Here is a 19,455-nt window from a genome sequence, read left to right on the forward strand (position 1 = left end):
CGGCCGGGACAGCACGGCCCCACACGCTCACTGCATCGAGGTGAGTTTCGCGATGTGGACCAGGCTCAACAGGTGGTCGTCGATCGAGAGATCCCCGCCGTCGCCTGCCTTTTCGTCCAGGCCGAGCAGGTAGTCCTCCAGGTCGTCGTTGACGTCCTCTGTGATCCAGCCGACGTCGGCGTAATAGTCGATGGCCTCGTTGGCGCCGCGGAACCCGGCCGTTTCCAGCAGGAACGAGAGCCACTCGAAGACGACGAGTTCACCCGCGTAGCTTTCGGGCAGCCCTCGCAGATACGGTTTCTCCAGCTCCCCTCCGACCATGCTTTCCATGGGGAGCAACTGCCGGTAGAGCTGGGATCGATAGGCGTCGTCGCCGAGGACGTCACCGCCGAGACTCCCAGCGTCCAGCCCGGACGTCGGCGTCTCCGACTCGACATCCTCGTCGCCAACCGGGATCGTGGCGCCGCCGCGCTCGCGGGCCATCTTCCGGAGTTCGTCGAGGTCGTAATCCTTCGGATTGATCGTCATGGTCGTCCTTACCGGAACATTCAGGCTACTCTATGTTAAATGTTGCAGTGCGGTCGGACGGGCGTCTGACGGTTCGAACTGTTCGAATCCGGCCGATGTCTGGTTTTCCCCTCCCCGGAGCGATGTCGTCCGATTTCAGCATTTGATACCCGCGAGCGTATTTTTATTAGCTGTCGAACCCGACGTTCCCCCAATCGAGAATGAGTAGCGAGATAGCGACCCGGCCGCCCACAGTCTGCGTGACAAACGCGAAGGGTGGAACGGGCAAGACGACGATCGCGATCAACGTCGCAGGGGCACTCAACGAACGGGGTCACGACGTCCTGTTCGTGGACGTGGATCCGCAGGGCAACGCAACGGAGGGACTCGGCCTCCTTTCGGCCTACGACGCCGAGCCACCGACGCTGTTCGACGTCCTGACCGACCGGGCAGTTCGAGCGAACGTGGGTGAACTGATCGTCGAACACGAGGAGATGGACGTCCTGCCGAGTTCGATCGATCTCCTGCAGGCCGAACACGAACTGACGATCGCCGACCTGCTGGCGTGGGCGAAGACCGACGACTCGGTGGCCGTCGATCCCGACGCGCTGGCCGACCTCGCGATCAACGTCACGCCGGAGACGGTTACCGGTGACCATGCCCTGGACTCCCTTGCGCTGGCACTCGCCGAACTCGACCACGAGTACGACTTCGTGGTCATCGACTCGCCACCGTTCTACGGGAAACTGACCGACACGGCGATCTACGCCGCGGGGAACGTCCTCGTGCCGGCGCTGACGGAAGCGACCTCCGAGCGGGCGATCGAGTTGCTGATCGACCAGGTCGCGGCCCTGGAGGGACAAGTCGACATTACCGTCGACACCATGGGTGTGGTGGCAAACCGGGTCGAACAGACCAACGAGGACGCCACGATGCTGGCGTGGCTTGAGGAAGTGTTCGCCGACTATCCCGTCTGGGAGGTGCGAAAGCGCGTCGCCCTCCAGCGGGCCTTTTCGGCCGGCAAGTCTATCTTCGCCTACGAGCAACGCGTGGACATGGAAGACGTCTTTCTCTCCATCGCCGAGCGCTTCGAGACGCATTTCGAAACGACTACACCCGAGGTGACAGCATGAGCGAGGACGACGACGAACGGATGGACCGGGCGCGCCGGATCCGCGAATTGCGAGAGGGCAACCGGGGTCGCGGAAACGGTGACGAAGACGATGCCCCTGACGGTAGCGACGCCGGCGAGGACGGAACTGCCCCCGAGGACGCGACGCCAGCCGACGGGACCGACCCGGATTCGGCGGGCGACGGCGACGACGGGATCGACCCCGATTCGGCGGGCGACGGCGACGACGGGACCGACTCGACGGCCAACGACCAGGAGACGTCATCCGGGAACGAAGGCAGCGGGGCAACCGATGACGGCGCGGACCTCCCAGCCGACGACGGGGAGTCGGTTACGGACGACGGGAGTTCGACCGCCGAAAGCGAAGCGACCGCCCCCGACTCCAACGACGAGATGGCGAGCGATGAGGACGTCCGGACCGGAAACGGCGGTGACGAGTCGGTCCCGAGTGACGATCCAGGGGAGCCGGTAGACGCGAACGGGGACGACGATGTGGTAGACCCGGTCGATGCAAACGAGAGCAAGAGTGCGGCGGGATCGATGGACGCGAACGGGGACGATCTGACGGAGGACGACGCCCTCTCCGCGGCTCAGGCGGCGGCCGCGGCCGCGAGCGAGTTCGAGGGGGAGGGTGGAGTCACGATGGGTTCAGACGACACGGACGGGTCCGCGACCGAGACGGCGTCTGACGACGGTGCCGCGTCCGGGGAGGTCGCGCCGGCCGGGGCGACAGTCGCGGACGCGGACGTCGAGCAGTCGACCGAACAGGAGACCCGGGTCCTGGAGTTCCGACTCGGCGAGGAACTCTACTGTCTAAACATCGAGTACGTCGAGGAGATCGTCCGTGAAGAGACCGTTACCCGGGTACCCAACACCCCGGAATACGTCAGCGGCGTCGTCGACCTGCGCGGACAGATCACTACTATCCTGGATCCCAAGACCTCGATCGGGATGGACGGGGGCGACAACGGACTCATCATCGTCTTCGACGCCGAAATCTTCGACGATCACGGGGCGATCGGCTGGCTGGTCGATGAGGTAAATCAGGTGACACCAATCGTCGAGAGCGACGTCAAGGAGTCGCCGATCCAGGAACCGTACATCAACGGGGTCATCGAACGCGACGACGAGTTCGTCATCTGGACGACGCCGGAACTCGCGCTCGAAGTCGACGAAGACGAGTAGCGTCGCTTACCGCTCACTCTTCTGCGATCGCGTCACCGACGTGTTTGAGGGCCTCGCGGGCGGCACCGATACGCGAGAGATACTCGGCACCGACGAGCGTCTTTACCCCGGCCGCCGCCGCGCCTGTCAGGACTTTCGGACCCACTTTGGCGACGGCCTCGTCGCCGACGCTGATCGTCCACCCGGCGTCGTCGTGGCGGTAGCGATCGAGTCGCGGTTCGAAGTCGCCACCACCCGAACGTCGGTGTTCGAGAAGCGTCGACAGGTTCGCCGCTGCAACGGATGCCTGGCCGGTCGCCGCCTGTGCGGTCGCCGGCACGACGCGTCCGTCGGCATCGATCACCCGTACTGCGTCCCCCAGCGCGAACGTCCGATCTCCCAGCCGCAGGGTCGCCCGCACGTCGGGTCGTTCGTCTCCGAGCGCACTCGCTCCAGCGATCCCACCTGTCCAGACGAGACAATCGTACTCGACCGGATCGCCCCCCGCAACCTGGATCCGATCAGCACTCGCGCCAGTGATCGTGACGCCCGTCTCGACGGTGACGCCCGTCCCCGCGAGCGCGTCTTGTACGGCGCTCTGCAGGCGATCGTCGTACCCCGGCGGGACCGCATCTGCCTGTTCGAGGAGCCGAAGGTCGAGCCGATCCGCCCCGCCGCGTTCCGCGGCCAGCGCGGCGAGTTCACCCGCCACCTGGACGCCGGTGAGACCGCCGCCCCCGATCACGGTCCGTCCGCCGTCCGCGAGCGCATCCAGAAACGACGTTCGCACTGCCTGTGGGTCCCCCGGCCGATGGAGCGTGATCGCGTGTTCGGCGACGCCGTCGAGTCCGTAGAACGCTGGCTCGGAGCCGATACACACGGCCCCGACATCGTACTCGATCGTTTCGCCGTCGGCGAGCGTAGCCACCCCGGTCTCGGCATCGAGATCGGTGACCCGCGCCTCTCGGACTGTCGCCCGATCGAACAGGTCGTCCAGTGTCAGCGTGAGATCCCCGAGACCCTCTGGACGGCGGATCGCCCGATGGAGCAGGTGCCGGACGACGTGGGTCCCCGACTCGTCGACGACGAGCAATTCGTCGTCGGATGACAGCGATCGTTCCAGACGACGGGCGACGTTGACGCCGGCGTATCCCCCGCCGAAGATGGCGACGCGCATGCGTTTGATTGGCGTGCCAGCGGCCTAAAAGCACGGACCGCTTCGGAGGAACTTCTTCAGAACAACGCCGCGTCGGCATCGCGGACCTGTGCGGGTCCACCAACCTGCCAGACGCGTGTTTCGATCCCGAGATCGGCGATCGCCGATTCCACTTGATCGACGTACTCGGCGGTGGTGTTGACGTAGATGCTCGCACCGGTGTCTCCCGAGAAGTAGACCGGGACGCCTTCCGAGCGCAGGTCCCGGACGGTCTCGAAGACGGTGAGGGTCTCGGGCTGCCAGTAGACCCACCCGCTCGGGCCGGTCATCGTCGTCGCCGCCAGCGAGAGCGTGTCGTGTTCTGCGATCTCGAAGGTCCGCTCGAAGTCGCCGCGACCGAGCGCGTCGCGCATGTCGGCCAGTTGCCCGTGGACGTGCGCGAGTCGCCCCTCGAACATGTGGCTGTCTTCGGCCTCCGCGTGGGCCGCTTCGGTCTCCTTGTAGGCGGGGATCACGGCCCCGACGATCCGGACGTCGTCTTCGAAGTCGACCTCGAGCCGTCGGGAACGACAGTCGGTGTCATTGTTGCCCGCCCGAAGGTCCGAGAAGCCGCCCGTGACTGCCCGCGCCGCCGAGGTCGATCCTCGGCGGGCGATCGTGGATATCTCGGGACGGGAAAGGGAGAGTCCAGCGGCCTCGACGAGGGCCGTCGCCAGCGCCGCGAAGCCCGACGACGACGATCCAAAGCCCACGTTCGTCGGGAAGTTGTTTTCGCTCTCGACGCGAACCCGGTTGTCGATCCCGACCCGCTCGCGGACGTGGTCGACGACGGTCCGGATCCGTTCGGCTCCGCGCCCGGCGACGCGTTCGCCGTCGATGACGTACTCGTCCTCGGCACGGTCGGACTCGAAGGCGACTGTCGTCGTGGAATTGCTCGGGGCCGTACAGAGACTGATCGAGTCGTGATAGGGTGTGCGCAACTCCTGGTCGCGTATCCCGTGGTACTTCACCAACCCCTGGATCGGGTGGGCCGTCGCTGTCGCTTTCATACCGTTTCCAGTCCCCGCCAGCACTTAGATACCGTGTAATCGGAAAACGTCCGGCCCTTCGAAAGATCCGAACTGCAGCTATCTCGAATAGTCGCACTGGGCTTGTGGGATCCACGCCCGCCCTGAAGGACGGGATTCCCCCGCTGAATCAAGATAGTCGCGGCGTGGCAATCCAGCGTCGATCTGAATGATGATATTACAAAAACCATTCCAAGATTACAACTCTTGTGGATGGAAAGGGTTTTTCATCCAGCCCGCGGACGTTTCGATGACATGTCCCCGCTGTCGCGCGTCGCCGTCCTAGCGCTTTGCGCTGCCCTCCTCGTCTTCTCCGGCGCCGGGCTCGTGGCCGGTGGGTCCTCCGCCCAGCAGGTCACGGGAGAGGCACTGCCGACCAACACTCAGCAGGTTTCAGGGGTGGAACTGCCGCCCGACGCTCAGCAGGTTTCAGGAGTGGAACTGACGACCAACACTCAGCAAGTCACACCAGAGACACTGACGACCAACACGACGATAACCATCGGACTGAACAGTACCGGCGACGCCCGGTGGACGGTTTCGATGACTGTCCCGCTCGACGACGAGACGGACGTCGAGGCGTTCCGGTCGATAGGTGACGCTTTCGAAGCCGGCGAGAGCGACGTACTCTCGATCGAGACGTTCCGACGGTTCGCCGACCTCGCCAGTCGGGCCACCGGACGCGAGATGAGCCTGCGTGAAGTCACGCATAACGCGACCGTCAGCAACGAAACGGGCCGACTCAAACTCGGGTTCACCTGGCAGAACTTCGCCTCCCGGGACGGCTCCTCGCTGGAGGTCGGCGACGTGTTTGCCTCGCCCAGTGGGACGTGGCTGGACGGATTGACGGCGACCCAGCGTCTGGTGATCGAGTCTCCCCCTTCCTCCGAGATCACGAGCGCACCCAAGGAGTTCTCGAACCGGACGATCCACTGGACCGGGCCGACGTCGCTGGATCCGTCGTCGCTCTCTATCACGTACCGGATCGAAACGACGCCGTCGGGACCTGGCGGTGGGTTCGACCTGCAAGCGATGGCTCTCGTGGTGTTGATCACCGGGGCCGTCTTCGGGCTCTACATGTTCCGACAACGGTCACCGATCGACGTTGTCGACCTGTTGGGAGGCTCCGTCCCGGGATCGGCCCATCGGACCGACGATAGCGAACCCGAGCCGGAACCCCCGACGGATGGAGACGAACCGGACGGAGCGGAAATCGACTCCTCAGAGGAGGAGACGGCCGAAGACGAGGACGAGAACCTGCCCGTGGACCGTGAGCTGTTGAGCGACGAGGAATACGTCGAGGCGTTGATCGAACACAACGGGGGACGTATGAAACAGGCCGCCATCGTCGAGGAGACCGACTGGTCGAACGCGAAAGTTTCACAGCTGCTCTCGGCGATGGCCGAGGACGGACACATAGAGAAACTTCGGATCGGTCGGGAAAACTTGATCTCCTTCCCGGAAGACGAACACGACGAACCCTGAGCGGGAGGGACTTCCCGACGAACTTCGAACGGGAATCCACGTCCCGGTGAACGCTTCGTCACGTACTTGTCAGTCCGGCCCCCTAGAACCCACGATGGATTACCTGGAGCGACGGCGGGACCTCGTCGAGGAGCGACTCGAGGACCTCCTCTCGTCGGTCGAACCCGGGGAGCTCGAACGCGAGCTAGAGGATGTCGTCCTGGCCGGGGGCAAGCGAGTGCGACCGACGGTGACGCTGCTGGTCTGTGAAGCGGCCGGTGGCGATCCGGAGGACGCCGTCGACTTCGCTGTCGGGGTCGAGCTCGTACACAACGCCTCGCTGGTCGTCGACGACATCATCGACGAGTCGGAACTCCGTCGCGGGTCGCCCAGTGCGTGGTCGGCGTTCGGTCACGGACCGGCGATCGTCGCCAGCGACGGGCTGCTCGGGGAGGCCTTCGCCCTGTTTTCGAGTGACGAACGGGCGATGCGGGCTGTCTCGGAAGCGATGGTCGATCTCGGTGAGGGTGAGGCGACGGAACTGGTCGCCAGTCCCGAGGGCGAAGCGGAGTACCGCGGGCTTGCCCGTCGCAAGACTGGTGCGCTGTTCCGGGCGGCGGCGGAACTCGGCGCGATCGCGGCCGACGCCGACGCTCACATCATCGAAGCCTACGGGGAGTACGCCGAACGCGTCGGAATCGCCTTCCAGATGCGCGACGACGTCCTCGATGCCACGAGTGACGCCGAACAACTCGGCAAACCCGCGGGGCACGACCGTCAGATGGACCGCCCCTCTATCGTACAGGTCACCGACCTCTCGCCGGCGGAGGCCGACGAGCGAGCTCACGAGGAGTCCGAGCGGGCACTCGATCGACTCGACGCCCTTTCGGCCGAGAACGACCGGGCACAGGGATACCTTCGGGACCTTGGGAAGTTCGTCGTCGCTCGCGAGCGCTGACCCGCTTCCCTCGGCGGTGTCGGGATCGCATCGCCAGGTGACTGTCGGCCTCTTTGGGATGTCGGTCCCCTTGACCAGTCACGACAACTTGCTACCGAGTACTTTCGCCGCCGTGAGCACGGGGTCCCACGTCGGCCCGAACGGCGGGGCGTACGAGAGATCCAGGTACTCGAGGTCAGTGACGCTCATCTTCCCCTGGATGGCAGCCGCGACTGTGTCGATCCGCTTGGCGACGCCTTCCTCGCCGACCATGCTCGCGCCGAGGACGGCCCCCGAGTCGGCGTCCCCGACGAGTGTGATCTCGATCTCCGACCCGCCCGGGTAGTAGTGGGCCCGCGAGGCCGCGGTGATCGACACCGAGACGGGATCGAACCCGGCCTCGCGCAGTTGTTCGTTTTCGAGCAGGCCGGTCCGAGCGACTTCGAGGTCAAAGGCCTTCAGGACGGCCGTGCCGGCGATCTCGCCGACCGGTGTGGGATCGCCGCCGACCGTGGCACCGACGGCGCGACCGGCACGGTTGGCCGTCAACGCGAGCGGAACGTGGGCCGGCTGGCCGGTGACGGCGTGGGTCATCTCCGCGCAGTCGCCCGCGGCGTAGACGCTCTCGACGTTCGTTTGCCCGTACTCGTCGGTGGCGATCGCTCCCGTCGGGCCGAGGTCGATCCCGGCCGACTCGGCGAGTTCGACACGCGGTTGTACGCCGGCCGCCACGAGGACGGCATCGACCGCATGCTCGCCGTCCGGCGTGATTACGGCCGTGACGTGATCTTCGCCGGCGACGCGTTCGACCCGAGTGTCAGTGTGGACGGCGACGCCGTTATCCCGGAGTTCATCCGCGACCGTCTCGCCGACCTCCGATCCGAACGGCTCCAGGACGTGCGAGCGCATCTCGAACAGTTCCACGTCGAGGTCCCGGCCCCGGAAGGCCTCTGCCAGTTCGATCCCGACGTAACCGCCGCCGATGATCCCGACAGTATCCCCCGCTGGGGCATCGACGTACTCTTTCAGCTCCCGGCCTGCCTCCATCGTCTGGAGGGTAAACACACCGTCGCGGTCGAGACCATCGATCGGCGGTGCGACGGCGCGTGCACCCGTGGCGAGCAACAGTTCGTCGTAGGACTGGGTGTCGGTCCTCTCGTCCGTCTCGACGGTCACCGTCCGGGTATCCGGGTCGATCGCGGTCGCCTCGTGGCCGGTCCGGAGGTCGATGTCACGCTCCTCCCGGAAGCGCTCGGCCGGGATCGCGACGAGATCGTCCAGGTCGTCGATCTCGCTCTTGACGTAATAGGGGAGTCCACAGGCCCCGTAGGAGACCCACTCGCCGCGTTCCAGCACGACGACCTCCCGATCGGGGTCGTCCCGTTTGGCCTTGCTCGCCGCGCTCATCCCGGCGGCGTCGCCACCGACGACCAGAAACGTCTCTGCCATGGGTGGGACTTCGTCCCTGCTTCGCTAAAGTATTGTGGGAAAAATACAATCCCGATGGACGGAATCTTTCACTGACCTCGAAGCGGCACCGATCACCCGGGACTGGCGGGCCAGTATTCGATAGACTGTCGATGTTCCCCTACCGAACGGCGCAAAACCCCGTCGAAAAACCGGACGGCCTACAGTGAAATTGCGTCGACCGGGCACTGCTGTTCGGCCTGTTCGGCCTCCGGCGTCACTTCGTCGCTGATGGCTTTGGCGAACCCGCCGTCCATCTCGAACGTTTCCGGCGCGACGTTCGCGCAGATCTCACAGCCCGTACAGAGGTTCTGGTCTACTTCTACCATCGTATCACTCCGTTCGTACGTTATTCACCCGCCAGTTTAGTTCGAGCGGGTGTTCCCACGCGCTGGAAACGGGAGTGAACATCCGGGAAGGATCATATTGACGCCCGCCTACCGAACATTCATCGAGAGATCAGAGACGAAAACGCCGAGGTCTGCTCGTCTTTGCGGATATGAGTTACTACCCCACGTTAATAACTAACACTGTGTTCGAACGTCCAATTTCACAGCTATATCTCCGGGAAAGGGGAAGCAAGAACCGGTTCTTTTAAGAAGGAAGGTTAATAACCGGCAATATATGCAGGAATACGAGTCACGCGACGACGTCCTGGATACGACCAACCGCGGCGACCCCGCCGAGTCTGGTCTGTGTACGTTGTGCACGTCGGATTGCGTCGGCAAGTGCGAGACCTGGCTGTCCTCACTCCGCGGGCGGGAGATGTTGTATCCTCGACGGTACGGCGATATCACTGCAGGGGCTCGCAACAAGACCGCCGAGGGTGTTAGCTACGAGTCGATGCGAATTCAGGGGTATGCCCATGGTGCCGAAGGACTCCCCGAGGACGTTTCGGCCGATCCCGACGACGCGCTCTATACGAACGTCGACCTCGAAACGGAGTTCGGCGCTGACACCACCACGAAGTGCAAGCTCCCGCTGATGACGGGCGCGCTCGGATCGACGTTCATCGCCGAGAAGTACTGGGAGTCCTTCGCCGTGGGGGCCGCACTCCGCGGATTCCCGATCGTGATCGGCGAGAACGTCGTTGCCGTCGATCAGGAGTCGACGATGGAAGGTGGTCGGGTCGTCGACGCGCCGGAACTCGACCGACGGATCGAGACCTACCAGGCGTACGCCGACGACGAGTACGGCGCGATCATCGTCCAGATGAACGTCGAGGACCAGCGCAACGGCGTCGCCGAGTACGTCGCCGAAGAGCACGGCAACGACGTCATCATCGAACTCAAGTGGGGCCAGGGCGCGAAAGACATCGGTGGGGAGATTCAGGTCGATTCCATCGAATACGCGAAGTTCCTCGCCGATCGCGGCTACGTCGTCGACCCCGACCCCCACGACGAGGCCGTCCAGGACGCCTACGAGACCGGGACTATCGACAGCTTTGCCCGACACAGCCGACTGGGCGCAACCGACGCGCCCGAACCCGAGGACGTCGAGGAGAGCTTTCTGGAGACTGTACAGTACCTTCGGGAACTCGGCTTCGAGCGTATCACGCTCAAGACCGGCGCCTACTCCAACCAGGACCTCGCGCTGGCGATGCGATGTGCCTCGAAAGCCGGCCTGGACCTGCTCACCATCGACGGCGCGGGCGGGGGGACCGGCATGTCGCCCTGGAACATGATGCAGGAGTGGGGGACGCCGTCGGTCCACATTCACTCGAAAGCGCTCGAATATGCCGAGTTGATGGACGAACAGGGCATGACCGTCCCCGACCTGGCCTTCGCGGGCGGGATCGCCACCGAGGATCAGATCTTCAAGACGCTCGCGCTGGGCTCGCCATACGTCAAACTCGTCTGCATGGGCCGGGCGCTGATGATCCCCGGGTTCGTCGGGACGAACGTCGAGGGGGCCCTCGAACCCGAGCGCCGCGAGGAGATCAACGGCAACTGGGAGGAACTCCCGCCGACGGTCACCGAGTACGGCGACACGCCCGAGGAGATCTTCGCGGGATGGCAGGCAGTCCAGGAAACGCTCGAGGAGCGTGACGTCGAGGACATCCCCTACGGTGCGGTCGCGCTGTGGAACCTCACCGACAAGCTCGGCGCCGGCCTCAAACAGCTCATGGCCGGCGCCCGCAAGTTCAACATCGACGCCATCGAGCGCTCGGATCTGATGGCCGAGAACGAGGAGACCGCTCGCGTGACCGGGCTACCGCTGTTGACCGAGGCCTACGACGAGGAAGCCAGGGCGCTGCTCGAAGACGCGAACTGACCCTGGCGGTCGACGACTGGGGATCCCCGCTGTGGCCGATCGATTATCGTTCTGTGGTGTCGTCGGACTCGTTTTCGGGACTCGATGTGTCTGACTCGTTTTGTCCCGACCGACACACCAAAGTGGACTGATGTGCTACCGCTCCGCATGGACGCTATTGTCCTCGCCGGTGGCTTTGCGACGCGCCTGTGGCCGATCACGCGCAATCGACCGAAGATGTTCCTGCCGATCGGCGATACGACGGTGATCGACCGGATATTTCGCGAACTCGAAGACGACGACCGGATCGATGATGTCTACGTCTCGACCAACCGGGAGTTCGCCGGGGAGTTCCGTGATCACCTCGCGGATTCGCCTTTCGAGAAGCCGACGGTCTCGGTCGAGGAGGCTCGCGACGAGGACGAGAAGTTCGGCGTCGTCGGGGCGCTGGGTGAACTCGTCGAGCGGGAGGGGATCGACAGTGACACGCTGGTGATCGCCGGGGACAACCTGATCAGTTTCGACCTCTCGTCGTTCATCGACGCCTTCGAGTCCAACGACGGATCGACGATCGCCGCCTACGACGTCGGCGATCTGGAGAGTGCAACCCAGTACGGCGTGATCGACATCGAGGACGACCGGGTCGTCGAGTTCCAGGAGAAGCCCGCCGATCCCGCAAGCACGCTCGTTTCGATCGCGTGTTATGCGTTCCCTGCGGAGACGATCGGGCTTTTCGATACGTACCTCTCGGGGGAGAACAACCCGGACGAGCCCGGCTGGTTCATCCAGTGGCTCATCGACCGCGAGCCAGTGTATGCCTTCCCCTTCGAAGGTGCCTGGTTCGACATCGGCACGCCGGATGGCTATCTCGACGCCGTGTCGTGGTACCTCGATGGCGGGACGCTCATCCATCCCGAGTCGACGGTCGAGGATTCGGACCTGGGGGAGAACGTCCACGTCATGGCGGGCGCGACAGTTGTCGATTCGAAGGTCGAACGGTCGGTCGTCTTCCCGGACGCGACGCTCGATCGCTGTCGGATCTTCTCATCACTCATCGACCAGGAGACTGAACTCGAGGACGTCAGTCTCTCGAACGCACAGATCGGCGCTCATACTTCGCTCACCCAGACGCCGCCGGATCCCTGGGTGTGGGACCAGTACCGCGACTCCGAATGATCCAGCCGGAGTTGGGATGGTGTCGTCCCGTCGGAGCGAACAGTGAAGTACGACCCACTGCAATCACAGACAACGAATGGTACCGAAGGTGCTGATGCTCGGGTGGGGGTTCCCGCCAAACGTGAGCGGCGGGCTCGACACGGCTGTCGGGGAGTTGTTCGAACAGTTCGATTCTCGTAAGGACATCGAGATCGAGCTGGTTTTGCCGGCCGAGTATGCGCCGGATCGCGAGGGAATCCACGGCGTCCCGACGGGAGAGGGAACGGTCGCTGAACGGATCGATCGTCTGTCAGAGGAGTTCGTCGAGTTCGCTGCCGACGCCGACGTCGTCCACACTCACGACTGGTTCGGCTACGGCCCCGGGTCGCAGGCACAAGACACCCACGACGTCGAATGGGTGACGACATTCCACTCGCTGACGACCGATCGCAACCGTCTCCCGCCGGATCGCGAGATACAGACCGAACAGCGGGTCGTCGATCGGGCCGACCACCTGATCGCGGTGAGTGAGGTCACCCGTCGGGCCGTCCGCGAGCACTACGGCGGCGACGCGCGAGTGATCTACAACGGCTTCTCATCGGTCGAGACGACCGGCCGTGACGTCGCCGGGGAGCTGGGAATCGAGGGGGACATGCTGTTTTTCGTCGGTCGGCACACCCACCAGAAGGGGATCGAACACCTCGTCTACGCCATGGATCGACTCGATCCCGACGAAGTCACACTCGTGGTCGGCGGAACCGGTCACTTGACCGAGCGCCTGAAGCGATTCGTCGACATACTGGGGGTCGAGGACATGGTCGAGTTCGTCGGGTACGTCCCGGAGTCGGAACTAGGCGATTATTATGCCAGTGCCGACGTGTTCGTCTCGCCGTCGCTGTCGGAGCCGTTCGGCATCACGATTGTCGAGGCACTGTCTACCGGCACGCGAGTCGTCGCCTGTGAGTCCGGGGCGGCCGAGATCCTGCCCGCAGGCTGTATCGTCGAGGTCGAACCTGACTCGCGGTCGATCGCGAAGGGCATCAGGCGCTCGCTCGATGCCGGCCCGCTCCCCGAATACGAGGCACGATCCTGGAAAACTGTTGCCGACGAACACGTCGAATTCTATCGGGCGATCCTCGACGCCTGAGACGGTTCTTTCCGGCGTACTGCCGAACGATCCCCCAGAAATCACGACGCCAGAGGTCAACGCAGGAAACGGACGTCACTCGCAGGTTCGGGATGGACGACGCGGAATCCGTTTTCGATCGGAACGACGCCGGAGGAAGTCTCCGGCGTGGGGCCAGACTCGTAGGGGCTGTCGTCCCGGATCCCCTCGTATGGGCTGTCGTCTTGGATCCCCTCGTAAGGGCTGTCGTCTTGGATCCCCTTGTAAGGGCTGTCGTTGGGAACCCCTTCGTAAGGGCTGTCGTTGGGAATCCCCTCGTAAGGGCTGTCGTCCTGGATCCCTTCGTATGGGCTGTCGTTGGGTATCCCTTCGTATGGGCTGTCGTCGTGTTCGGTCGATCGCAGGTCGATGTCGCTTCTCGCCGCTTCGGGCGGCAGATAGACGCGTTCGCCGGATGCGGACTCGACGACGACGGCCGCGTCCTGGGTGCCGTCGACGACGACGACCGTTCGCCCGTCTTCGATTTCGACAGTGACACTGACGGTGTCGTCGTTCTCCCCGGCCAGGGGCGAAGTCATGTATCCTTTTCCGTCGAGTCCGAACTTAAGCGTTCTGACGAGGGTCCCCTCGTCGGGGTAGCGTCAGTCGGCCCGGTCCGTCCAGTTCTCTTTACGAAGACGCTTGCCAGGATGAGCCGTTAGTCCCGGCTCCAGGGTGGTTCGACACCTCGATGTCCGTCGTCGAATCCCGTCTCGTCACTGCGTTTTGTCTTCTCGTCGCCGGGATCCCGTACCCCGTCCGGGTCGGCACCTGGTTCTGGCTCGTCGTTCGGGACGAGCTCGCCGTCCCGGATGTCTTCGAGCAACGACACCATACTCACGTGATAGTAAACCGTCCATACGAACCCGAGGCCGACCGCGACCGGGAGCATGGGTAGCATGTCCTCGATGCCGATCGTGATCGCCAGGTACCCCCCGGACATCACGGCCGCCGTATTGTAGACGAACATTGCGATGTCGGCACGGTCGATGTCCATGCCCACAGTGGGGATCCCCCACTCAAAATGTCCATGCCCTGTAGTGGCACACTCACACTCGTACGGATTACTGTCGATTATTTCCGGCTGACGCCGACCCGGGGGTCGACGGATACCGGTACATCACGACAATAATCCGTATCAAAGGGCTTCTCGGCGCCCGAACGGCCCGAATGCGAACGTCCGGGTGTGCCCGATCAGTGTTCGTGTCCGATCGGTTCCCCGGGATACTCCTTCTCACCGGCCTCGACCCGCACGTCCAGCCAGTTCTCCATCGGGATCAATGGGCACTCGTAGGCCTCGTTGTACGCACACGTCGGATTGTACGCCAGGTTGAAATCCAGAATCCACGTGCCGTCCGCAGTCCTGTGATGATCGGGTTCGAGGTCGATGTATCGACCGGCTCCGTATGTCTTCTCGCCGTTGGTTTCGTCGCGGAAAGGGACCCACAGGCGATCCTCGCCCGACGCCGGCTCGTACGCCTGCAGGGTCACGCTCTCGCCGTCAATCTCGAAATCGAACTCGCCCCGGCGGACGTACTCCTGAGATCCGTCCGCGGTCGTCTCGACCGTTATCTGCTCCTTCTCGTCGTGCTCGGACAGCGAGCGTTCGTACCGGTAATCGGGATCGATCTCGAAGTACTCCAGTCCTGCGAAGTCCGCGTGTTGGGGAAACGGTGAACGCGGATGCTCGGCGAAGTACGTCTTCTTCTCCTCGCGTTGCTGTCGGATCCGCTCGACGTATTCCTCGTCGGTCATCGTCGGACGTAGGGAGCGCGGATACATAACGGTATTGCGTAGAATAGTCAAAACCGGTCGGAACGATCGTGGACCGACGTAGTCGGTCGATCAGCTCTGTAGGCGGCTCAATAGCCGACCCAGCTGGCCGGAACTGCCCGTGACGAGCCGGTCGGAATTGAACACGCGGATTGCCAGCCAGATCATGGCCGCGGCGAAGATCGCCTGGTAGACAATCCCGCCGAACACCATCATCGTGTCGTTCAACAGTAGTCGCTTGGGTGCGATCGCGGGGTGGGTGAAAGGGATTGCAAGCAGGACAGCCCGGATCGGCAGCGACAGCCGTGCGACGTCCGTAAACATCGTCGCGAACATGGGCACGATCGCCAGAATGGAGATCGGGAACAGCAGCATCTGCGCACCCTGGCGGTCGTCGGCGAAAACGCCCAACACCAGCGCGAAGGCCAGGACGCCGACCAGTGAGAGGAACAGCGAGACGCCCACGATCGCGTAGTCCCAAATGCCAAGCGACAGGGCCGCACTCGCCCCGCCGTCAGTGAACGAAGATTGGTAGTAGTAGATCGAGATGGTGTATAGCGCCGCGCCGAGCAACCCGATCGAGGCGCTGCCGATCAGCTTCGCGGCGACGATTGTCGAGCGCTTGACCGGCATCGTCAACAGGGTTTCGAGAGTCTTGTTCTCCTTTTCGGCGCCCATCGAGTTGATCACCATCTGGCCGGAGAAGATGATCACGAACATGATCACCACGGGGATGAAGATGAACTGCGTGGCGAACGATCCCGAGAGTGCGCCGGGGGAGGTCTCGACGGTTCGTTCCTCGATGTAGGTCGTGTACGCCGGCCGGATGGGGTCGAGCATCGCCGGCGTCGTCCCGGTGACGTTCAGTGTCAGGACGGTGCCAGCCCGCTGGATCTGTCCGTCGATCTGCGCCGAGGAGGTGATCCCCGAGAGGGACAGCGAGCGCACGACCGAGTGGACGCCGACGCTACCGGCCGTCCGATCGCGGATGCGTTCGGTGAAGCCCTCGGGGATGACGAGTAGTGCGTCGCCTCCTCGCTCGGAAACCGTCTCGATGGCGCTCGCGGGGTCCCCGGACTCGGCGTAGTAGACGACCGAAGCGTTCCGCGAGAGGGTGTCGTTGACGAGTTCGCCGTACTCGCCGCCGTCCTCGTTGATGATACCGATCGTCGGCTGGCCGCTGGCTGCGTCGTCGATGCCGCCCATCCCCTGACCCAGCGCGAGGAAGATGATCGGGATCATCAGGATCGGTAGGAGGTAGCGGGGCCGGAGCAACTCCCGGGTCTCCTTCCAGAGAAGACGCCAGAAGTGATTCATACGACCGCCTCCAAGAAGACCTCCTCTAAGTTCTCGACGCCGTACTCGGCAATCAGGTCCGCCGGCGCCCCCTCGGCGACGATTTCTCCCTCGTTGAGCAACCCGATCCGGTCACAGAGGAACTCGACTTCGAGCATGTTGTGGGAAGACAGCAGGACACTCCGGTTCGTGCCGGGGAACTCCTTGACGATGTCCCGGATCGTCCGGGCGTTCTCGACGTCCAGCCCCGAGGTCGGTTCATCCAAGATTGCGAGATCGGGCTCGGTCATGATCGTACTCGCAAGCAGGAGCTTGCGGGTCATCCCCTTGGAGTACTCGCTGGTCTTGCTGTCGATCCGCTCGCCCAGGTCGGCGATCTCGATCCCGCGTTCGACGAGTGCGTCGGGGTCGTCGCCATAGAAGTCCGCGATGAACTCCAGATACTGCCGGCCGGTGAGGTTGTCGTAGGCACCGGCGTCCTCCGGCAGGTATCGGATTCGCTTGCGAACCTCGTTCGGCTGGCTCCTGACGTCGGCGCCGAAGACGTCGACGTCGCCGTCGCCGACGGTCAACAGAGTCGAGAGCGTCCGGAGGGTCGTCGTCTTGCCCGCGCCGTTCGGGCCGACGAGTCCGTAGATCTCGCCGGGTTCGACGTCGAAGGAGACGCCGCGGAGGGCCTGTACGTCACCGTATCGCTTTCGCAGGTCAGCGACCTGCACCGCCCGTACACCCATAGTTGTACTGTCGGTCGTCTTCGGGCTATCAATTGATGGTTACGATCTCCGCGGAAATCACCGCCGTCGCGGACGCCCTTCCGGGAACCCCGATAGCCTGTCGGGCCGATCCCCCTTGGTCAGTCATGCACGGATCAGACGGCGTCCGGAATCGATCGTCGTGTCAGCCACGCACGGATCAGACGGCGTCCGGTCGGACACAAAACCGATCGTAGCCGCCGTGAGAGAGCTCCAGTGCCCCCATCCACCAGTTCCAGCGCCCGGCGAGGTCGGTTCCGTCGGGCGCGTCCGCGAGGTTCGCGATGACGACCTCGACGGTCAGCGACGCGTCGACATCCGTCGGATAGCTCCCCGAGTCGACGAGGTCGCCGGCTGCTCTGGCGACGACGTGGGCGACGGCGGGGTCAGCGTCGAAGCGCTCGACCAGCCGCGTTTCGAGTCGAGAGCGGTCCACGCGAGAACTAGATCGGACCGCCCCTTCAACGCTCCGGGCCGGCGGCGGTCGTCAGTGAGTGCCGACCGTCATCACTCGTGACCGACGATCGGCTGGGGTTCGTAGGGTTCTTCGAGGTACTCGACGTCCGATTCCGAGAGATCGATCTCCATCGCCTCGACGGCTTCCTCCAGGTGTTCGACGCTCGTCGTGCCGACGATCGGCGCGGTGACGTACTCGTTTTGATACTGCCAGGCGAGTGCGATCTGGGCCATCGTCACGCCGTAATCCGCTGCCAGTTCCTGGACGCGTTCGTTGATCTCCCGGCCGCCGCCGCGGGTGTACTCGTCGGTGGGGTTGTGGAAGTTCTCGGGGTCGCCTCGTTCGGTCGCTTCGAGTTCGTCGATGGGGCGGGTCAGGAAACCCTGGCCCAGCGCTCCCCACGGGATCACACCCATGTTCTCCTTTTCGGTCAGCGGGAGCATCTCCCGTTCTTCCTCGCGGTAAGCCAGGTGGTAGTGATTCTGCATCGTCTCGTAACTGACGAGGTCCTCGCGTTCGCTCACACGGAGGCGCTCGGCCAGCTGGTGGGCCCACATCGAGGAGGTCCCGACGTGGCGGACCTTCCCCTGCCGGACCGCGTCTTCGAGCGCACGAAGCGTCGTCTCCGGCGGCGTGTTCGGATCCACCCGGTGGGTCTGGTAGAGGTCGATCGTCTCCATGCCCAGCCGTTCCAGTGAATCGTCGAGTTCCTGCTGGATGGTCTTCCGGGAGAGCCCGGATGCGTTGGGTGTGTCCTCGCCGGCGGGGAAACGGACTTTCGTCGCGACGACCTGCTCGTCGCGGTCGTACTCCGACAGCACGTCGCCTAAGATCTCCTCGCTCTCGCCGTCGGAGTAGGCGTTGGCCGTATCGAAGAAGTTCACGCCCAGCTCGATCGCCCGCTCGACGATCTCGCGGGACTCCTCTTTGTCGAGCATCCAGGGCTCCTCGCTGCCGAAGCTCATGGCCCCGAGACAGAGCTGACTGACCTCCATCCCGGTCGAACCGAGTGTCGTGTACTCCATACACACCCGGTTCGTAAGCCAGTCCCTAAATCATTATGTGTGTGCGAATATATCTTCAAATTTTCTCGCCGTTGTCCCCCGTCCGGCGGGAGCGTTCAGCGGTCGTCGGCGTAGAACCGTTCCGGGTCGGGGAAGAACTGCTCGGCGTCGTCGTGTTCGATAGTTCCCAGCAGCGTCCCGTCGAGTTTCTTGAGGTGGGTGTACATCTTCTCGCGTTCGACGGCAGCCTCGACCAGCGCCGAGGCGTTTTGCATGCTGTATGTTCCCGCCACGAACAGGGCGAGGTTTCGCTCCGTGTCGAGACACTCGGTGACGACGAACACGTGGCCGGCACTACTCGCCTGGTAGACGATCGTGTCGTCGAACTCGGCACGGTCGGACACCGTCAGAAACTCCTGGGCCTGGTTGCTCGCCACGATATATACGAGCCCCCACTCGTCCGTTTCGCCGGTTTCCGGTGGTTTCGGCGTGGTGTTGTCGGACGTGAGTATCACCGTCTCGAACCCGGAGTCGGCGCGGTCTCTCGCCATCGCCTCTACGTCCGTCAGGGTCTGTTCCCACCCACTGTGAGCCGTTTCGCTGGTCGCGAGCAACCGCTCGCCATCGTCGAGAGTCACGTCATCCGGGCCAAGTCTGACCATGATCGGTGATGTGGACCCACGCAATTAAGCAGTGCCCATCGGAG

20 protein-coding genes are annotated in these 19,455 nt (G+C 63.8%); 7 read left to right on the forward strand and 13 right to left on the reverse strand.

The window, feature by feature from the left end; translation table 11 throughout:
- Positions 1-27 precede the first annotated feature (27 nt).
- On the reverse strand, positions 28-528 hold the full coding sequence (locus E3374_RS15460) for a FlaD/FlaE family flagellar protein (RefSeq protein ID WP_136689851.1): 501 nt from the start codon (positions 526-528) through the stop codon (positions 28-30).
- A 200-nt stretch (positions 529-728) separates the two neighbouring features.
- On the opposite strand from E3374_RS15460, the gene E3374_RS15465 reads away from it, so the two are divergent.
- Both E3374_RS15465 and E3374_RS15470 read left to right on the forward strand, forming a co-directional pair.
- The gene (locus E3374_RS15465; protein WP_136689852.1) at positions 729-1,640 is read left to right on the forward strand and encodes a ParA family protein; all 912 of its coding nucleotides are present in this window, start codon (positions 729-731) and stop codon (positions 1,638-1,640) included.
- On the forward strand, positions 1,637-2,824 hold the full coding sequence (locus E3374_RS15470) for a chemotaxis protein CheW (RefSeq protein ID WP_248299509.1): 1,188 nt from the start codon (positions 1,637-1,639) through the stop codon (positions 2,822-2,824). Before E3374_RS15465 ends, E3374_RS15470 begins: the two co-directional genes overlap by 4 nt.
- Positions 2,825-2,837: 13 nt before the next feature.
- Here E3374_RS15470 and E3374_RS15475 read toward each other — a convergent pair whose 3' ends face one another.
- The gene (locus tag E3374_RS15475) at positions 2,838-3,980 is read right to left on the reverse strand and encodes an NAD(P)/FAD-dependent oxidoreductase (protein ID WP_136689853.1); all 1,143 of its coding nucleotides are present in this window, start codon (positions 3,978-3,980) and stop codon (positions 2,838-2,840) included.
- Between the two features lie 56 nt (positions 3,981-4,036).
- The gene (mvaD, locus tag E3374_RS15480; RefSeq protein ID WP_136689854.1) at positions 4,037-5,008 is read right to left on the reverse strand and encodes a phosphomevalonate decarboxylase MvaD; all 972 of its coding nucleotides are present in this window, start codon (positions 5,006-5,008) and stop codon (positions 4,037-4,039) included.
- A 273-nt stretch (positions 5,009-5,281) separates the two neighbouring features.
- On the opposite strand from mvaD, the gene E3374_RS15485 reads away from it, so the two are divergent.
- Complete coding sequence (locus E3374_RS15485; protein WP_136689855.1) at positions 5,282-6,511, forward strand: helix-turn-helix transcriptional regulator; 1,230 nt, start codon at positions 5,282-5,284, stop codon at positions 6,509-6,511.
- A 94-nt stretch (positions 6,512-6,605) separates the two neighbouring features.
- Positions 6,606-7,448: a polyprenyl synthetase family protein gene (locus E3374_RS15490; protein WP_136689856.1), complete on the forward strand. Its 843-nt coding sequence runs from the start codon at positions 6,606-6,608 to the stop codon at positions 7,446-7,448.
- A 78-nt stretch (positions 7,449-7,526) separates the two neighbouring features.
- Here the strand turns inward: E3374_RS15490 and E3374_RS15495 are convergent, their stop codons facing one another.
- Complete coding sequence (locus E3374_RS15495; RefSeq protein ID WP_136689857.1) at positions 7,527-8,876, reverse strand: FAD-dependent oxidoreductase; 1,350 nt, start codon at positions 8,874-8,876, stop codon at positions 7,527-7,529.
- Between the two features lie 179 nt (positions 8,877-9,055).
- Positions 9,056-9,223 carry a ferredoxin gene (locus E3374_RS15500; protein ID WP_136689858.1) on the reverse strand — a complete coding sequence of 56 codons (168 nt, stop codon included), beginning with the start codon at positions 9,221-9,223 and terminating at the stop codon, positions 9,056-9,058.
- Between the two features lie 295 nt (positions 9,224-9,518).
- Between E3374_RS15500 and E3374_RS15505 the strand changes: the two genes are divergently transcribed.
- The 3 genes from E3374_RS15505 to E3374_RS15515 all read left to right on the forward strand — a co-directional run bounded on the left by E3374_RS15505 (position 9,519) and on the right by E3374_RS15515 (position 13,449).
- Positions 9,519-11,168, forward strand: a complete 1,650-nt coding sequence (locus E3374_RS15505) for a glutamate synthase-related protein (RefSeq protein WP_136689859.1) — start codon at positions 9,519-9,521, stop codon at positions 11,166-11,168.
- Positions 11,169-11,315: 147 nt separating this feature from the next.
- The gene (locus tag E3374_RS15510) at positions 11,316-12,323 is read left to right on the forward strand and encodes a sugar phosphate nucleotidyltransferase (protein ID WP_136689860.1); all 1,008 of its coding nucleotides are present in this window, start codon (positions 11,316-11,318) and stop codon (positions 12,321-12,323) included.
- A gap of 76 nt (positions 12,324-12,399) precedes the next feature.
- Entirely contained in the window at positions 12,400-13,449 is a 1,050-nt protein-coding gene (locus E3374_RS15515; RefSeq protein ID WP_169051881.1) for a glycosyltransferase family 4 protein, read from the forward strand.
- 56 nt (positions 13,450-13,505) lie between these two features.
- Here E3374_RS15515 and E3374_RS15520 read toward each other — a convergent pair whose 3' ends face one another.
- The 8 genes from E3374_RS15520 to E3374_RS15555 form a co-directional block, all read right to left on the reverse strand.
- Positions 13,506-14,006, reverse strand: coding sequence for a DUF7510 family protein (locus E3374_RS15520; RefSeq protein WP_136689861.1), 501 nt, complete (start codon positions 14,004-14,006; stop codon positions 13,506-13,508).
- A 119-nt stretch (positions 14,007-14,125) separates the two neighbouring features.
- Positions 14,126-14,464 (reverse strand): hypothetical protein, encoded by a 339-nt coding sequence (locus tag E3374_RS15525; RefSeq protein WP_136689862.1) that lies wholly within the window; start codon positions 14,462-14,464, stop codon positions 14,126-14,128.
- A gap of 197 nt (positions 14,465-14,661) precedes the next feature.
- Entirely contained in the window at positions 14,662-15,222 is a 561-nt protein-coding gene (locus tag E3374_RS15530; protein ID WP_136689863.1) for a DUF1684 domain-containing protein, read from the reverse strand.
- Between the two features lie 90 nt (positions 15,223-15,312).
- Positions 15,313-16,557 carry an ABC transporter permease gene (locus tag E3374_RS15535; protein ID WP_136689864.1) on the reverse strand — a complete coding sequence of 415 codons (1,245 nt, stop codon included), beginning with the start codon at positions 16,555-16,557 and terminating at the stop codon, positions 15,313-15,315.
- Positions 16,554-17,270, reverse strand: coding sequence for an ABC transporter ATP-binding protein (locus E3374_RS15540; protein WP_136689865.1), 717 nt, complete (start codon positions 17,268-17,270; stop codon positions 16,554-16,556). The genes E3374_RS15535 and E3374_RS15540 overlap by 4 nt, the downstream gene beginning before the upstream one ends.
- A 178-nt stretch (positions 17,271-17,448) precedes the next feature.
- Entirely contained in the window at positions 17,449-17,724 is a 276-nt protein-coding gene (locus E3374_RS15545) for a hypothetical protein (protein ID WP_136689866.1), read from the reverse strand.
- 71 nt (positions 17,725-17,795) lie between these two features.
- Positions 17,796-18,770: an aldo/keto reductase gene (locus E3374_RS15550; protein WP_136689867.1), complete on the reverse strand. Its 975-nt coding sequence runs from the start codon at positions 18,768-18,770 to the stop codon at positions 17,796-17,798.
- A 95-nt stretch (positions 18,771-18,865) separates the two neighbouring features.
- Positions 18,866-19,411, reverse strand: a complete 546-nt coding sequence (locus E3374_RS15555) for a DUF7529 family protein (protein ID WP_136689868.1) — start codon at positions 19,409-19,411, stop codon at positions 18,866-18,868.
- Positions 19,412-19,455: the final 44 nt, after the last annotated feature.

Origin of the sequence: Halorhabdus amylolytica, from assembly GCF_004944975.1 — an archaeon.
Lineage (GTDB): Archaea > Halobacteriota > Halobacteria > Halobacteriales > Haloarculaceae > Halorhabdus > Halorhabdus amylolytica.

Coding starts and splice junctions, on each gene's coding strand:
- mvaD (WP_136689854.1), bottom strand. CDS start 5,008: ATGAAAGCGACAGCGACGGCCCACCCGATCCAGGGGTTGGTGAAGTAC.
- E3374_RS15555 (WP_136689868.1), bottom strand. CDS start 19,411: ATGGTCAGACTTGGCCCGGATGACGTGACTCTCGACGATGGCGAGCGG.
- E3374_RS15500 (WP_136689858.1), bottom strand. CDS start 9,223: ATGGTAGAAGTAGACCAGAACCTCTGTACGGGCTGTGAGATCTGCGCG.
- E3374_RS15520 (WP_136689861.1), bottom strand. CDS start 14,006: ATGACTTCGCCCCTGGCCGGGGAGAACGACGACACCGTCAGTGTCACT.
- E3374_RS15510 (WP_136689860.1), top strand. CDS start 11,316: ATGGACGCTATTGTCCTCGCCGGTGGCTTTGCGACGCGCCTGTGGCCG.
- E3374_RS15515 (WP_169051881.1), top strand. CDS start 12,400: ATGGTACCGAAGGTGCTGATGCTCGGGTGGGGGTTCCCGCCAAACGTG.
- E3374_RS15535 (WP_136689864.1), bottom strand. CDS start 16,557: ATGAATCACTTCTGGCGTCTTCTCTGGAAGGAGACCCGGGAGTTGCTC.
- E3374_RS15470 (WP_248299509.1), top strand. CDS start 1,637: ATGAGCGAGGACGACGACGAACGGATGGACCGGGCGCGCCGGATCCGC.
- E3374_RS15550 (WP_136689867.1), bottom strand. CDS start 18,770: ATGGAGTACACGACACTCGGTTCGACCGGGATGGAGGTCAGTCAGCTC.
- E3374_RS15465 (WP_136689852.1), top strand. CDS start 729: ATGAGTAGCGAGATAGCGACCCGGCCGCCCACAGTCTGCGTGACAAAC.
- E3374_RS15460 (WP_136689851.1), bottom strand. CDS start 528: ATGACGATCAATCCGAAGGATTACGACCTCGACGAACTCCGGAAGATG.
- E3374_RS15485 (WP_136689855.1), top strand. CDS start 5,282: ATGTCCCCGCTGTCGCGCGTCGCCGTCCTAGCGCTTTGCGCTGCCCTC.
- E3374_RS15525 (WP_136689862.1), bottom strand. CDS start 14,464: ATGGACATCGACCGTGCCGACATCGCAATGTTCGTCTACAATACGGCG.
- E3374_RS15475 (WP_136689853.1), bottom strand. CDS start 3,980: ATGCGCGTCGCCATCTTCGGCGGGGGATACGCCGGCGTCAACGTCGCC.
- E3374_RS15540 (WP_136689865.1), bottom strand. CDS start 17,270: ATGGGTGTACGGGCGGTGCAGGTCGCTGACCTGCGAAAGCGATACGGT.
- E3374_RS15505 (WP_136689859.1), top strand. CDS start 9,519: ATGCAGGAATACGAGTCACGCGACGACGTCCTGGATACGACCAACCGC.
- E3374_RS15530 (WP_136689863.1), bottom strand. CDS start 15,222: ATGACCGACGAGGAATACGTCGAGCGGATCCGACAGCAACGCGAGGAG.
- E3374_RS15495 (WP_136689857.1), bottom strand. CDS start 8,876: ATGGCAGAGACGTTTCTGGTCGTCGGTGGCGACGCCGCCGGGATGAGC.
- E3374_RS15490 (WP_136689856.1), top strand. CDS start 6,606: ATGGATTACCTGGAGCGACGGCGGGACCTCGTCGAGGAGCGACTCGAG.